Annotated in this window: 10 protein-coding genes; 9 read left to right on the top strand and 1 reads right to left on the bottom strand. The window is 73.1% G+C overall.

The window, feature by feature from the left end; all coding sequences use genetic code 11:
• A complete protein-coding gene (gene uvrB, locus FQ330_RS06435; RefSeq protein WP_146356145.1) occupies positions 1–2,052 on the top strand; it encodes an excinuclease ABC subunit UvrB in 2,052 nt (683 codons plus the stop codon).
• 151 nt (positions 2,053–2,203) lie between these two features.
• Here the strand turns inward: uvrB and FQ330_RS06430 are convergent, their stop codons facing one another.
• Entirely contained in the window at positions 2,204–2,845 is a 642-nt protein-coding gene (locus tag FQ330_RS06430; RefSeq protein ID WP_128190440.1) for a GntR family transcriptional regulator, read from the bottom strand.
• 145 nt (positions 2,846–2,990) lie between these two features.
• Between FQ330_RS06430 and FQ330_RS06425 the strand changes: the two genes are divergently transcribed.
• The 8 genes from FQ330_RS06425 (at position 2,991) to rapZ (ending at position 14,883) form a co-directional block, all read left to right on the top strand.
• A complete protein-coding gene (locus FQ330_RS06425; RefSeq protein WP_146356143.1) occupies positions 2,991–4,271 on the top strand; it encodes an NRAMP family divalent metal transporter in 1,281 nt (426 codons plus the stop codon).
• A gap of 14 nt (positions 4,272–4,285) precedes the next feature.
• Positions 4,286–5,056, top strand: coding sequence for a LamB/YcsF family protein (locus FQ330_RS06420; RefSeq protein ID WP_146356141.1), 771 nt, complete (start codon positions 4,286–4,288; stop codon positions 5,054–5,056).
• A complete protein-coding gene (locus FQ330_RS06415) occupies positions 5,053–5,853 on the top strand; it encodes a putative hydro-lyase (protein WP_146356139.1) in 801 nt (266 codons plus the stop codon). The genes FQ330_RS06420 and FQ330_RS06415 overlap by 4 nt, the downstream gene beginning before the upstream one ends.
• A 22-nt stretch (positions 5,854–5,875) precedes the next feature.
• Entirely contained in the window at positions 5,876–7,429 is a 1,554-nt protein-coding gene (locus FQ330_RS06410) for a 5-oxoprolinase subunit B/C family protein (protein WP_146356136.1), read from the top strand.
• A 13-nt stretch (positions 7,430–7,442) separates the two neighbouring features.
• Positions 7,443–9,161: an acetyl/propionyl/methylcrotonyl-CoA carboxylase subunit alpha gene (locus FQ330_RS06405; RefSeq protein ID WP_146356134.1), complete on the top strand. Its 1,719-nt coding sequence runs from the start codon at positions 7,443–7,445 to the stop codon at positions 9,159–9,161.
• A 75-nt stretch (positions 9,162–9,236) separates the two neighbouring features.
• Complete coding sequence (uvrA, locus tag FQ330_RS06400; RefSeq protein WP_146356132.1) at positions 9,237–12,113, top strand: excinuclease ABC subunit UvrA; 2,877 nt, start codon at positions 9,237–9,239, stop codon at positions 12,111–12,113.
• Positions 12,110–14,023, top strand: coding sequence for an excinuclease ABC subunit UvrC (uvrC, locus tag FQ330_RS06395; RefSeq protein ID WP_146356130.1), 1,914 nt, complete (start codon positions 12,110–12,112; stop codon positions 14,021–14,023). Before uvrA ends, uvrC begins: the two co-directional genes overlap by 4 nt.
• Positions 14,020–14,883, top strand: coding sequence for an RNase adapter RapZ (gene rapZ, locus FQ330_RS06390; RefSeq protein ID WP_225792723.1), 864 nt, complete (start codon positions 14,020–14,022; stop codon positions 14,881–14,883). The genes uvrC and rapZ overlap by 4 nt, the downstream gene beginning before the upstream one ends.
• Positions 14,884–14,888: the final 5 nt, after the last annotated feature.

Below are 14,888 nucleotides of genomic sequence, written 5' to 3'. Positions count from 1 at the left end.
ATGGAACCGACCCGTGCCGTGCGGCCGTTCGAGGTCATCAGCGAGTACCAGCCGAGCGGCGACCAGCCGAAGGCCATCCGCGAGCTCGCCGACGCGCTCGGGCGCGGCGAGACCGACGTGGTGCTGCTCGGCGCGACGGGCACCGGCAAGAGCGCGACCACCGCGTGGCTCGTCGAGCAGGTGCAGCGGCCCACCCTCGTGCTCGCCCACAACAAGACGCTCGCCGCGCAGCTCGCAAACGAGTTCCGCGAGCTGCTGCCCAACAACGCCGTCGAGTACTTCGTCTCGTACTACGACTACTACCAGCCCGAGGCGTACATCCCGCAGACGGACACCTTCATCGAGAAGGACTCCTCGCTCAACGCCGAGGTCGAGCGGCTGCGGCACTCCGCGACGAACGCGCTGCTGTCGCGGCGCGACGTGATCGTCGTCTCGACCGTCTCCTGCATCTACGGCCTCGGCACGCCCGAGGAGTACCTCGAGGCGATGGTGGCGCTGCAGGTCGGCATGCGCGTCGACCGCCAGGCGCTGCTGCGCCGGTTCGTCGCGATGCAGTACCAGCGCAACGACGTCGCGTTCACGCGCGGCACCTTCCGCGTGCGCGGCGACACGATCGAGATCATCCCGATGTACGAGGAGCACGCGATCCGCATCGAGCTCTTCGGCGACGAGATCGAGGCGCTGTCGACGCTCCACCCGCTCACGGGCGAGGTGCTCGAGACGCACGACGCGGTGTCGATCTTCCCCGGCAGCCACTACGTGGCCGGCAACGAGCGCATGCACCGGGCGATGGAGCGCATCCGCGACGAGCTCGACGGCCGCCTGAAGGAGCTCGAGCGCGAGGGCAAGCTGCTCGAGGCGCAGCGGCTGCGCATGCGCACGACGTTCGACCTCGAGATGATGGAGCAGATCGGCTTCTGCTCGGGCATCGAGAACTACTCGCGCCACATCGACGGCCGCGGGCCGGGGGAGCCGCCGCACTGCCTGCTCGACTACTTCGCCGACGACTTCCTCGTCGTGATCGACGAGTCGCACGTCACCGTGCCGCAGATCGGCGCCATGTACGAGGGCGATGCGAGCCGCAAGCGCTCGCTCGTCGAGCACGGCTTCCGGCTCCCGAGCGCGCTCGACAACCGGCCGCTGAAGTTCGACGAGTTCCTCGAGCGCACGCCGCAGAAGGTCTACCTGTCGGCGACGCCGGGCAAGTACGAGATGGGCCTCGCCGACACGGTCGTCGAGCAGATCATCCGCCCGACGGGCCTCGTCGACCCGAAGCTCGTCGTCAAGCCCACGAAGGGCCAGATCGACGACCTGCTCGAGGAGATCCGCGTGCGCGCCGAGCGCGACGAGCGCGTGCTCGTGACGACGCTGACGAAGAAGATGGCCGAGGAGCTCACCGAGTACTTCACGGAGGCGGGCGTGCGGGTGCGCTACCTGCACTCCGACGTCGACACGCTGCGGCGCGTCGAGCTGCTGACGCAGCTGCGGCAGGGCGTGTTCGACGTGCTCGTCGGCATCAACCTGCTGCGCGAGGGCCTCGACCTGCCGGAGGTGTCGCTCGTCTCGATCCTCGACGCCGACAAGGAGGGGTTCCTGCGCTCGTCGACCTCGCTCATCCAGACCATCGGCCGCGCCGCCCGCAACGTGTCGGGCGAGGTGCACATGTACGCCGACCGCATCACCGACTCGATGCGCCTCGCGATCGACGAGACCGACCGCCGGCGCGCGGTGCAGGTCGCGTACAACACCGAGCACGGCATCGACCCGACGCCGCTGCGGCGCCGCATCGCCGACATCACCGAGGTGCTCTCGCGCGAGCAGGCCGACACCGACGAGCTGCTCGCCGGCACCAAGCGCGGTGCGCCGACGCCGAGGCTCGCGCGCGACCGCTCCGATCTCGACGGGCCGGCGCAGCTGGAGGCGATCATCGCCGACCTCACGGCGCAGATGACCGAGGCGGCGGGCGAGCTGAAGTTCGAGCTCGCGGCACGCATCCGCGACGAGCTGCACGACCTGAAGCGCGACCTGCGGCAGATGCGTCAGGCCAGTTAGGGAAGGGGCCATTGCTGGCCCCTTCCTGGCCTGACGCCGAGGCCCGTCCCGGGCCGAGGGGGGAGCGCCGCGCCGAGGCCCGTCCCGGGCCGAGGGGGCGAGCGCCGCGCCGGGGCCCGTCCCGGGCCGAGGGGCCAGCTAGCCGCTCACCTCACCGCCGCCCCATCCGCGAGTACGCGCCCAGCACGCGCCGCTCCGAGTCGACGAGGTAGCGCTCGAGCTCCTCGGCGGCGCGGGCGGGCCCCTCGTCGGTGAGCGCCTCGAGCACGGTGCGGTTCTTCGCCACGAACGGGCGGTGCAGCGACTCAGGGTCGTCGATCGCGAGGAACGCGAGGCGCAGCTCCGCCGCGAGCTGGTCGTGCGCGCGCGTCAGGCGGGGGCTGTCGGCGAGCGACACGAGCGCCGCGTGGAACGCCATGTTGGCGCTGCCCACGACCGTCCAGTCGGCCCGGCCCAGCGCATCCTCGGCCCGTTCGAGCGCCGCGCGCATGGCGGTCACGCCGGGATGCAGCGACGACGCCTCGCGCAGCACGCCGCCCTCGATGAGCCGGCGCGCGCGGTAGATGTCGATGACGTCGGCGGTCGTGGGGGAGGCGACGGAGACGCCGCGGTGGGGCACGTGCTCGACGAGCCCGTGCTGGGCGAGCACGCGGAACGCCTCGCGGAGCGTGTTGCGGGAGACGTCGAGCCGGTCGGCGAGGGACGCCTCGGAGAGCCGCTCGCCGGGCGCGAACGCGCCCTGGATGATCTGCTCGCGCAGGGTGTCGGCGAGGGTCGTCCCGTGGTCGCTCATAGTCGGATGCTACGGCGCGATGCAACGAGGACGAAACATTCCGGACCCAGATTGTTCAACAATCGTTGCGACAATGTCCTACGGAAGCTACGCTCTGGTCTGCGCTCCCCGCGCAGCAGAGCCCTTCGACGGAGATGGGGATCCGATGACCGACGCACAGCACACGACCGCCGGCGAGGCCGACGCGGGCACGAGGGCCAAGGCCTTCGCGAAGAGCCGGAGGGGCCCGATCCTCGGCGCCATCTTCCTCATGGCGACCTCGGCCATCGGCCCGGGCTTCATCACGCAGACCGCGACCTTCACCGCCCAGCTCGGCGCGGCGTTCGCGTTCGCGATCCTCGCCTCGGTGCTCATCGACTTCGCCGTGCAGATGAACATCTGGCGCATGATCACCGTCTCCGGCAAGCGCGCCGGCGACCTCGCGAACAGCGCCCTGCCCTACTCGGGCCACGTGCTCGGGGTGCTCATCATCATCGGCGGCCTCGCCTTCAACATCGGCAACATCGCGGGCGGCGGCCTCGGCCTCAACGCCCTGCTGGGGCTCGACCCGAAGATCGGCGGCCTGCTCACGGGCCTCCTGGCGATCGGCATCTTCCTCTTCAAGCGCGCGGGCCGCGTCGTCGACATCGTCGTCATGGTGCTCGGCATCGGCATGATCGTCATGACCGTCGCCGTCGCGATCGCGTCGCAGCCGCCGGTGGGCGACGCGCTGCGGCAGACCTTCGTGCCGGACGAGCTGAACTTCGCCACGATCACGACCATCGTCGGCGGCACGGTCGGCGGCTACATCACCTACGCCGGCGCGCACCGCTACCTCGAGTCGGGCCTCATCGGCCCCGACCACGTGCAGGGCGTGCACCGCGCATCGATGCAGGGCATCCTCGTCACCGGCGTGATGCGCTACGTGCTCTTCCTCGCCATCCTCGGCGTGGTCGCGTCGGGCGTCACCCTCGACCTCTCGGGCCAGGCCGCCAACCCGGCCGGCCAGGCGTTCGGCGTCGTGCTCGGCGACGCGGGCCTGCGCATCTTCGGCTTCATCTTCTGGGCTGCCGCGATCACCTCGGTGATCGGCGCTGCGTTCACCTCTGCGACGTTCATGTCGGTCTTCTCGAAGCGCCTCGCCTCGGGCTGGCCGCTGCAGCTCGCGACGGTCGCGTTCATCGTCGTGTCGCTCATCGTCTACCTGCTCATCGGCACGGCGCCCGCGGCGATCCTGGTCTTCGTCGGCGGCTTCAACGGGCTCATCCTGCCGATCGGCCTCGCGATCTTCATGTACATCGGCTGGTTCCGCCAGCGCGACGTGCTCGGCGGCTACCGCTACCCGCGCTGGCTGCTGATCGTCGGCACGCTCGCGACGCTGCTCAGCCTCTACATGGGCATCATGTCCATCGGGCCGATCTTCGCCTTCCTGGGCGTCGGCGTCTGAGCGGGAGGAGCGGCATGACCACGATCGACCTCAACAGCGACCTGGGCGAGAACGTGCCCGACCGGGTCGTCGGCGACGACGAGGCGATGCTGCGCGTCGTCACGAGCGCGAACGTCTCCTGCGGCTTCCACGCAGGCAGCCCCCAGGGCATCCGCGCCACCCTCGCGGCCGCGGTCGCGCAGGGGGTCGCGATCGGCGCGCACCCCGGCTATCGCGACTACGAGGGCTTCGGCCGGCTGCCGATGGACGTCGACTCGGCGACCCTGCAGGCCGAGGTCGAGTACCAGCTGGGTGCGCTGCAGGCGCTCGCGTCGGCGGTCGGCGGGCGTACGGTCTACGTGAAGCCGCACGGCGCGCTCTACAACGCGATCGCGCGCGACGAGCGCCAGGCGCAGGACGTCGTCAACGCCATCCGCGCGATCGATCCCTCGCTCGTGCTGCTCGGCCTCGCGGGCGGCGTGCTGCTCGACGTCGCCGAGCGGGCCGGCATCGCCACCGCGGCCGAGGCGTTCGCCGACCGGGCGTACACGCCGGAGGGGCTGCTCGTGTCGCGCACCGAGCCCGGCGCGGTGCTGCACGACCCGGCGCTCGTCGCGGTCAGGATGGTGCGGCTGGCGCAGGAGGGCGTCGTGCGCGCCGTCGACGGCACCGACGTCGCCGTGCGGGCCGAGTCGATCTGCGTGCACGGCGACAGCGAGGGCGCGATCGCGATGGCCGAGGCCACCCGCTCGGCGCTCGAGGCGGCGGGCGTCACGATCGCCCCGTTCGCCGGGGGCGCGCGATGAGCGCGCGCGCCTCCGAGGCGCAGCTCGCCGAGGCGCGCGCGGCGCGCGCCGCCTTCCGCGGCGGCGCCGTCGCCCCGACGAGCGGCGTCGCGCACGGGCTCGTGCAGGCGAACCTCATCGCCGTACCGGCCGACTGGGCGTTCGAGACCCTGCTGTTCGCGCAGCGCAACCCCAAGCCGTGCCCCGTGCTCGAGGTGCTGGAGGCCGGCCGCACCGAGTCGAGCCTCGCGCCGGGCAGCGACCTGCGCACCGACCTGCCCGCCTACCGCATCTGGCGCGACGGCGAGCTCGCGGAGGAGACCACGGATGCGTCGGCGGCGTGGGAGGAGCACCCGGACCTCGTCTCGTTCCTGATCGGCTGCTCCTTCACCTTCGAGGCGGGACTCGCCGACGCCGGCATCCCGATCCGCCACCAGGAGCTCGGGCGCAACGTGCCGATGTACCGCACCTCGGTCGACTGCGCGCCTGCGGGTCGCCTGCGGGGCGAGCTCGTGGTGTCGATGCGGCCGATCCCCGCCGCGCGCGTCGCCGACGCCGTGGCGATCTCCGGCCGGTTCCCGGCCGTCCACGGCGCGCCCGTGCACGTCGGCGACCCGGCGTCGCTCGGGATCGCCGACCTCGGCGCGCCCGACTTCGGCGATGCGCCCGAGCTGCGCGACGGCGAGCTGCCGGTGTTCTGGGCCTGCGGCGTCACGCCGCAGGCGGCGATCATGACGTCGCGCCCGCCGTTCGCACTGACGCACGCGCCCGGCCACATGCTCATCACCGACGTGCCCGACGCGGCGTACGCGCTGTGAGCGCGGCGCAGGGGGCTCGGCGGTGAGGGTGCTGCCCGCCGCCGACACGGCGCTCCTGCTCGAGGCGGCCGACCTCGACGAGGCCATGCGGCTGCTGCCGGCGCTCGTCGCCGCCCGGCTCCCCGGCGTCACCGAGCTCGTGCCGGCCGCGCGCACGGTGCTCGTGCGCTTCGATCCGACGCTCGTCGACGCCCGGGCGCTCTCGGAGCGGCTGCTCGCGGTGGCTCCGGAGGAGTCGCGCGCGGCGGGCCTCGGCTCCGTCGTGATCCCGGTGCGCTACGACGGCGAGGACCTCGCCGAGGTCGCGCAGGTGCTCGGCGTGAGCGAGGACGAGCTCGTCGCTCGGCACCAGGCGGCCACTTGGACCGTCGCCTTCACCGGCTTCGCGCCGGGCTTCGGCTACCTCGTCGGCGACGACCCGCTCTTCGACGTGCCGCGCCGTCCGTCGCCCCGCACGCGCATCCCCGCCGGCTCCGTGGCCCTCGCGGGCCGCTTCTCGGGCGTCTACCCGAAGGAGAGCCCGGGCGGCTGGCAGCTGATCGGCCGCACCGACGCGCAGATGTGGGACCTCGACCGCGACCCGCCCGCGCTGCTCGCGCCCGGCACGGCGGTGCGCTTCGAGCGCGTCGACCGCGAGCTCGCCGCACCCGCGGCGCCGCGGCGCGACGCCGTGACGGCCGCGCACGCGGTGGAGGTCGTGCGGCCCGGCGTGCAGCTGCTCGTGCAGGACCTCGGCCGGCCCGGCCTCGCGGCCCAGGGCGTCTCGGCCTCCGGCGCCGCCGACCGGGGCGCGCTGCGCGAGGCGAACCGCGCCGTCGGCAACCCGCCCGGCACCGCCGGGCTCGAGCTCGCCGGCGGGGGAGCGGTGCTGCGGTTCCGCGGCCCCGCCGTGGTCGCGCTCGCCGGCGCCCACGCCGAGGCGTCGCTCGAGACGCCGCACGGCCCGCACGCCGTCGAGCCCGAGCGTGCCGTCGCGCTCGACGACGGCGACGAGCTGCGCATCGGCGGCCTGCACGACGGCCTGCGCACCGTGATCGCCATCCGCGGCGGCATCGCCCTCGACCCGGTGCTCGGCAGCCTCGCGACCGACACGCTCGCCGGGCTCGGCCCCGCGCCGCTCGCAGCGGGGGACGCGCTGCCCCTGCACGGCCCGGCCGGCGGCACGGCGGCGGTCGAGCGCACCCGGGCCCCCCGCATCCGCCTGCCCCGCCCGGGCGACGTCGTCGAGCTCGGCATCGTGCTGGGCCCGCGCTCCGACTGGTTCGCCGACGACGCCCTCGCGGCGCTCGTCGAGCAGGAGTGGCTCGTGACGCCGCGCTCCGACCGGGTGGGCGTGCGCCTCGAGGGCGCGACGCCGCTCGAGCGCTCCCGCGAGGGCGAGCTCGAGAGCGAGGGCGCGGTGACCGGCGCCATCCAGGTGCCGCCCGACGGCCAGCCGGTGCTCTTCCTGCCCGACCACCCGCTCACGGGCGGCTACCCGATCATCGGCGCGGTCGTCGACCGCGACCTCGACCTCGCCGGGCAGCTGCCGCCGGGCGCCCGCATCCGGTTCCGCATCGCGGTGCCGCCCCACTGACCAGGAGGACGACGTGGAGAAGATCCTGATCGCCAATCGCGGCGAGATCGCCGTGCGCATCGCGCGCGCCTGCGCCGAGGCCGGCTACCGCTCGGTCTCCGTGTACGCCGACCAGGACGTCGACGCGATGCACGTGCGGCACGCCGACGAGGCCGTCGCGCTCGAGGGCACGACCGCCGCCGAGACGTACCTCAGCATCGACGCGCTGCTCGCGGCCGCCCGCACCGCCGGCGCCGACGCGGTGCACCCCGGCTACGGCTTCCTCTCCGAGAGCGCCGCGTTCGCGCGCGCCGTCGAGGAGGCGGGCCTCACGTGGATCGGGCCGACGCCCGAGAGCATCGACGCGCTCGGCGACAAGGTCACGGCGCGCCGCATCGCGCAGGAGGCGGGCGCGCCGCTCGCGGCCGGCACCGACCGGCCGCTGGCCGACGCCGACGAGGCGGTCGCGTTCGCGCGCGAGCACGGGCTGCCGGTGGTCGTGAAGGCGGCGTTCGGCGGCGGCGGCCGCGGCCTGAAGGTCGCGCGCACCATCGACGAGGTCGCGGATGCGTTCGGCTCGGCCACGCGCGAGGCGATCGCGGCGTTCGGCCGCGGGGAGTGCTTCATCGAGCGCTACCTCGAGCGGCCGCGGCACGTCGAGGCGCAGGTGCTCGGCGACGGCGCGGGCGGCGTGGTCGTGGTCGGCGACCGCGACTGCTCGCTGCAGCGGCGCAGCCAGAAGCTCATCGAGGAGGCGCCCGCGCCCGGTCTCACCGACGCGCAGCGGGCCCGCATCCACGACGCGTCGCGCGCGATCTGCGCCGCCGTCGACTACCGCGGCGCGGGCACGGTCGAGTTCCTCCTGGGAGCCGACGGCACCATCTCGTTCCTCGAGGTGAACACCCGGCTGCAGGTCGAGCATCCGGTCACCGAGGCCGTCACCGGGGTCGACCTCGTGCGCGAGCAGCTGCGCATCGCCGAGGGGCTCGGCCCGTCGATCCGCGAGACGCCCGCGCCGTCGGGCCACGCGATCGAGCTGCGGCTGAACGCCGAGGACCCGGGCCGCGGGTTCCTCCCGAGCCCGGGCCTCGTCGAGGCGCTGCGGGCGCCGGCGGGCCCGGGCGTGCGCTGGGACGCGGGCGTCGAGGCCGGCGACCGCGTCGAGGCGGCGTTCGACTCGCTCGCGGCGAAGCTCATCGTGCACGCGCCCGACCGCGACGCCGCCCTCGTGCGCATGCGCCGGGCGCTCCGCGAGCTCGAGGTCGTCGGCGTCGCCACCGTGGCGCCGTTCGCCGAGGCGGTGCTCGACGAGCCGGCCTTCTCGACCGGGGGCTTCGCGGTCTCGACGCAGTGGATCGAGGCCGACCTCATGCCGCGCCTCGAGCCCCAGCTGCGGCCCGCGCCCGCCCCCGGCGCCCGACTGCGCCGCGTGGCGATCGAGGTCGACGGCCGCCGCGTCGTGCTCGGGCTGCCCGACGGACTGCTCGCGGCGCCCGGCGGCTCGGCGTCGGCGGCGGAGCCCGCCGCGCCGGCCGCGGACGCCTCGGCGGTGACGGCGCCCGTGCCGGGCACGCTCGTGCGATGGCTCGTGGAGGACGGGGCTGCGGTGGAGTCCGGCCAGGCCGTCGCGGTCGTCGACGCGATGAAGATGGAGACGCGCGTCGCCGCGCACCGCACGGGCACGCTGCGGCGCCTCGCCGAGGAGGGCGCGTCGGTGGCCCTCGACGAGCCGATCGCGCGCGTCGAGGCGTGAGCCAGGACGCCGTCGGGGGATGAGCCGAGCGCGAACACGGGCCGCCGTGTGGGTGGCCGCTCGTAGACTCGTCGGGTGACGACCAGGACCACGAACACCTCCGAGCTGCACGTGCGCGGCGCGCGCGAGCACAACCTCAAGGACGTCGATCTGCGCATCCCGCGCGACGCGCTGGTGGTGTTCACGGGGCTCTCCGGCTCCGGCAAGTCGTCGCTCGCGTTCGACACCATCTTCGCCGAGGGGCAGCGCCGCTACGTCGAGTCGCTGTCGGCCTACGCGCGACAGTTCCTCGGCCAGGTCGACCGCCCCGACGTCGACTTCATCGAGGGGCTGAGCCCGGCGGTGTCGATCGACCAGAAGTCGACCAACCGCAACCCGCGCTCGACCGTCGGCACCATCACCGAGGTGTTCGACTACATGCGCCTGCTGTGGGCGCGCATCGGCGTGCCGCACTGCCCCGTCTGCGGCGAGCGCATCCAGCGCCAGACGGTGCAGCAGATCGCCGACGAGCTCATGGAGCTGCCTGAGCGCACGCGCTTCCAGATCCTCGCGCCGGTCGTGCAGCAGAAGAAGGGCGAGTTCGTCGACCTGGTGCGCAACCTCGTCGCCACCGGCTACTCGCGCGCCGTCATCGACGGCGAGCTCGTGCAGCTCGCCGACGCGCCGGCGCTCAAGAAGCAGCAGAAGCACGACATCGCCGTCGTCGTCGACCGGCTGGTGGCCGAGCCCGGCATGCTCACGCGCCTGACCGACTCGCTCGAGACCGCCCTGCGGCTCGCCGACGGGCTCGCGACGATCGACTACGTCGACCTCGAGGAGGACGACGAGGGCCGGCGCCGCACCTTCAGCGAGAAGCTCTCGTGCCCGAACCGGCACCCCGTCGCGCTCACCGAGATCGAGCCGCGCACCTTCTCGTTCAACGCCCCGTTCGGCGCGTGCCCCGAGTGCACCGGCATCGGCACGCGCATGGCCGCCGACGCCGACCTCGTGATCGCCGACGAGGCGCTGTCGCTGCGCGAGGGCGCGATCCTGCCGTGGACGCAGTCGGGCAAGGGGCTCTACACCTACTTCGAGCGGCTGCTCGGCGGCCTCGCGCGCGAGATGGGCTTCTCGCTCGACACCCCCTGGCGCGACCTCGACAGCGACGTGCGCCACGTCATCCTGCACGGCACCGAGGGCAACGTCATGGTCCAGTGGCGCAACCGCTACGGCCGGCAGCTGAAGTACGCGTCGGGCTACGAGGGCGTCATGCCCTACATCCAGCGCAAGCACACCGAGGCCGACAGCGACTGGGCGCGGTCGAAGCACGGCGAGTTCCTGCGCGAGGTGCCGTGCCCCGAGTGCGGCGGCGCGCGCCTGCGCCCCGAGGTGCTGGGCGTGCTCGTGCACGGCAGCTCGATCGCCACCGTCGCCGACATGAGCCTCGACGACGCGCACGCGTACATGCACGGCCTCGAGCTCGACGAGCGCGAGGCGCACATCGCGGCCGCGGTGCTGCGCGAGATCCGCGCGCGGCTCGACTTCCTCATCCGCGTCGGGCTCGGCTACCTGTCGCTCTCGCGCGCGGCCGCGACGCTCTCGGGCGGCGAGGCCCAGCGCATCCGCCTCGCCACGCAGATCGGCGCCGGCCTCACCGGCGTGCTGTACGTGCTCGACGAGCCCTCGATCGGCCTGCACCAGCGCGACAACCGCAAGCTCATCGGCACGCTCGAGACGCTCCGCGACCTCGGCAACACGCTCATCGTCGTCGAGCACGACGAGGACACCATCCGCACCGCCGACTGGGTGGTCGACATCGGCCCGGGCGCGGGCGAGCGCGGCGGCGAGGTGGTGCACTCGGGCACCTACGAGTCGCTGCTCGAGCACCCGACATCGCTCACCGGTGCCTACCTCGCCGGGCGCGAGTCGATCCCGGTGCCCGAGCGCCGCCGGCCGCTCGACCCCGGCCGCAAGCTGCGCATCGAGGGCGCGCGGGCCAACAACCTGCAGGGCATCGACGTCGACATCCCGCTCGGCGTGTTCGTCGCCGTCACAGGCGTCTCCGGCTCCGGCAAGTCGACGCTCGTCAACGACATCCTCTACAAGGTGCTCGCCAACGCGCTCAACGGCGCCCGCCAGGTGCCCGCGAAGCACACGCGCGTCACCGGGCTCGGCCACCTCGACAAGGCGATCCACGTCGACCAGGGGCCGATCGGCCGCACGCCTCGCTCCAACCCCGCGACCTACACGGGCGTGTTCGACAAGATCCGCAACCTGTTCGCCGAGACCTCCGAGGCGAAGGCCCGCGGCTACCTCGCCGGCCGCTTCTCCTTCAACGTCAAGGGCGGCCGCTGCGAGGCGTGCCAGGGCGACGGCACGCTCAAGATCGAGATGAACTTCCTGCCCGACGTCTACGTCGAGTGCGAGGTGTGCCACGGCGCGCGCTACAACCGCGACACGCTCTCGGTGCACTACAAGGGCAAGTCGATCGCCGACGTGCTGGCGATGCCGATCGAGGAGGCCGCCGAGTTCTTCCAGCCGATCTCGTCGATCCACCGCTACCTGAAGACCCTGGTCGACGTCGGCCTCGGCTACGTGCGGCTCGGGCAGTCGGCGACGACGCTCTCCGGCGGCGAGGCGCAGCGCGTGAAGCTCGCGACCGAGCTGCAGCGCCGCACCTCCGGCCGCGCCATCTACGTGCTTGACGAGCCCACCACGGGCCTGCACTTCGACGACGTGCGGAAGCTGCTCGAGGTGCTCGACGGCCTGGTCGAGAAGGGCAACACGGTGCTCACGATCGAGCACTCGCTCGACGTGATCAAGAGCGCCGACTGGATCATCGACCTCGGTCCCGAGGGCGGCTCCGGGGGCGGCACCATCGTGGCGACCGGCACCCCCGAGGAGGTGGCGGAGGTCGAGGCCAGCCACACGGGCGGCTTCCTGAAGGAGATCCTGGGCGCGGGAGTGCGATGAGCCGCGCCCCCGGCTCGCGCACGGTCGCGTACAAGCCGGCGCCCGGCACGATCCCCACCGCGCCCGGCGTGTACCGCTTCCGCGACGAGCACGAGCGCGTGCTCTACGTCGGCAAGGCGAAGAACCTGCGGCAGCGGCTCGCGAACTACTTCCAGCCGCTCGAGACGCTGCACGAGCGCACCCGCCGGATGGTGCTGACGGCCGTGCGCGTCGAGTGGACGATCGTCGCGAGCGAGTTCGAGGCGCTGCAGCTCGAGTTCACCTGGATCAAGGAGTACGAGCCGCCCTTCAACGTGCAGTTCCGCGACGACAAGTCGTACCCGTACCTCGCCGTGACGATGCGCGACGACGTGCCGCGGGCGCTCATCACGCGCAACCGCGGCATCCGCGGGGCGCGCTACTTCGGGCCCTACACGAAGGTCTGGGCGATCCGCGAGACGCTCGACCTGCTGCTGAAGGCCTTCCCGATGCGCTCGTGCAGCCAGTCGGTCTACGACCGGGCCGAGCGCACCGGCCGGCCGTGCCTGCTGGGCGACATCGGCAAGTGCTCGGCGCCGTGCGTCGGGCGCGTCACGCTCGAGGAGCATCGTGCGACGGCCAACGACCTCGTCGCCTTCATGAACGGCGGCGACCAGGAGTTCGTCGACCGGGTGCGGGAGCAGATGCAGCGCGCGAGCGCGCGGCTCGAGTTCGAGCGGGCCGCGCGCCTGCGCGACCAGCTCTCGGCGCTCGAGACGGTGCTGGCGCGCACGAGCGTCGTGCTCTCCGACAAGGTCGACGCCGACGTCTTCGGCCTCGTGCACGACGAGCTGAGCGCGGCCGTGCACCTGTTCGCGGTGCGGGGCGGCCGCATCCGCGGCACGAAGTCGTGGGTGGTCGACACCGAGATCGACCTCACCGAGGGCGAGCTCGCCACCCAGGTGCTGCGCATCGCCTACGAGACGGGCGACCCGCCCGCGCGCGAGGTGCTCTTCCCGAAGCAGCCCGAGAGCGTGCACGAGCTCGAGGCGTGGCTCACCGACCGCCGCGCCGACCAGGGGCTCGGCGGGCGCGTCGCGGTGCGCGTCGCGCAGCGCGGCGAGAAGCGCCGGCTCGCCGACTCCGCGGCGGTCAACGCGGCCCACGCGCTGCAGGTGGCCCGCACGAAGCGCACGAGCGACTACGTCACCCGCTCGCAGGCGCTCGCCGACCTGCAGGAGGCGCTCGGCATGGGCGAGGCGCCGCTGCGCATCGAGTGCTTCGACGTCTCGCACCTCGGCGGCACCGGCGTCGTCGCGTCGATGGTGGTGTTCGAGGACGGGCTGCCGCGCAAGGACCAGTACCGCAAGTTCGCGATCGCGCAGACGACCGACGACACCGACTCGATCCACCAGATCATCACCCGCCGCGCGCGCTACCTCGTCGAGGGCGACCCGGAGGACACCGGGTCGCGGTTCGCCTACACGCCGCAGCTGCTGCTCGTCGACGGCGGCCGTCCGCAGGTGCAGGCGGCGAAGCGCGCGCTCGACGAGGCGGGCGTGCGGGGCGTCGCGCTCGCCGGCATCGCCAAGCGGCTCGAGGAGCTGTGGCTGCCCGACGAGGAGTTCCCGGTGATCCTGCCGCGCTCGAGCGAGGCGCTCTACCTCGTGCAGTGCCTCCGCGACGAGGCGCACCGCGTCGCGATCGGCTACCAGCGGCAGAAGCGCTCGAGCGCGATCGAGTCGCAGCTGAGCGGCATCCCTGGGCTCGGGCCGTCGCGCGTGCGCGCGCTGCTCAAGCACTTCGGCTCGGCGAAGCGCGTGCGCGCGGCGAGCCCCGAGCAGCTGCAGGAGGTCGCGGGCGTCGGGCCGGCGCTCGCGCTGGCCGTGGCGCGAGCGCTCAACGCCGATACGATGGTCGCCGAACCCCAGCGACAGGAATCGGAACCGTGAACGCAAGAGAGATCGTGATCATCACCGGCATGTCCGGCGCGGGTCGCACCACGGTCGCCAATGCGCTCGAGGACCTCGGCTGGTTCGTGGTCGACAACCTGCCGCCCACCATGCTCCGCGCGCTGGTGCGCACCGCCGCCACCAGCGCATCCACCGAGTCCCGCCTCGCGATCGTCGTCGACGTGCGCGGCGGCGCCCTCTTCGACGACGCGAAGCGCTTCGTCGAGATGCTGCGCGCCGAGCACTCCGTGCGGGTGCTCTTCCTCGAGGCGAGCGACGCCGAGCTCGTGCGCCGCTACGAGCAGGTGCGCCGGCCCCACCCGCTGCAGGGCGACGGCACGATCCTCGACGGCATCCGCATGGAGCGCACGCGCCTCGAGGCGCTGCGCGGCATGGCCGACGACCTGCTCGACACCACCGGGCTCAACCCCCACCAGCTGACGCGCCGGGTGGGGGAGCGCTTCGCGCCCGGTGGCGAGCTCGAGGTGACGCTGACGGTGATGAGCTTCGGCTTCAAGTACGGCATCCCCGTCGATGCCGACCTGATCGCCGACATGCGGTTCCTGCCGAACCCGTTCTGGAAGCCCGAGCTGCGGGGCCACGACGGCACCGAGCAGCTCGTGGCCGACTACGTGCTCGAGCAGGAGGGGGCGGCGGAGTTCGCCGATCGCTACCTCGAGGCGCTGCGGCCGGTGCTGGCCGGCTTCGCGCGCGAGAACAAGCTGCACGCCGTGCTGGGCGTCGGCTGCACCGGCGGGAAGCACCGCTCGGTGGCGATGGCCGAGCACCTGGCCTCGCGGCTGTCGGGCACGCCCGGGCTGCGCGTGGCCGTGAAGCATCGAGACCTGGGGCGCGAATGACGAAG

The organism is Agrococcus sediminis (assembly GCF_007923295.1).
GTDB classification, from domain to species: domain Bacteria; phylum Actinomycetota; class Actinomycetes; order Actinomycetales; family Microbacteriaceae; genus Agrococcus; species Agrococcus sediminis.
Note: the sequence above shows the minus strand (reverse complement) of the source record. Positions and strands in the feature narration are given on the sequence as shown.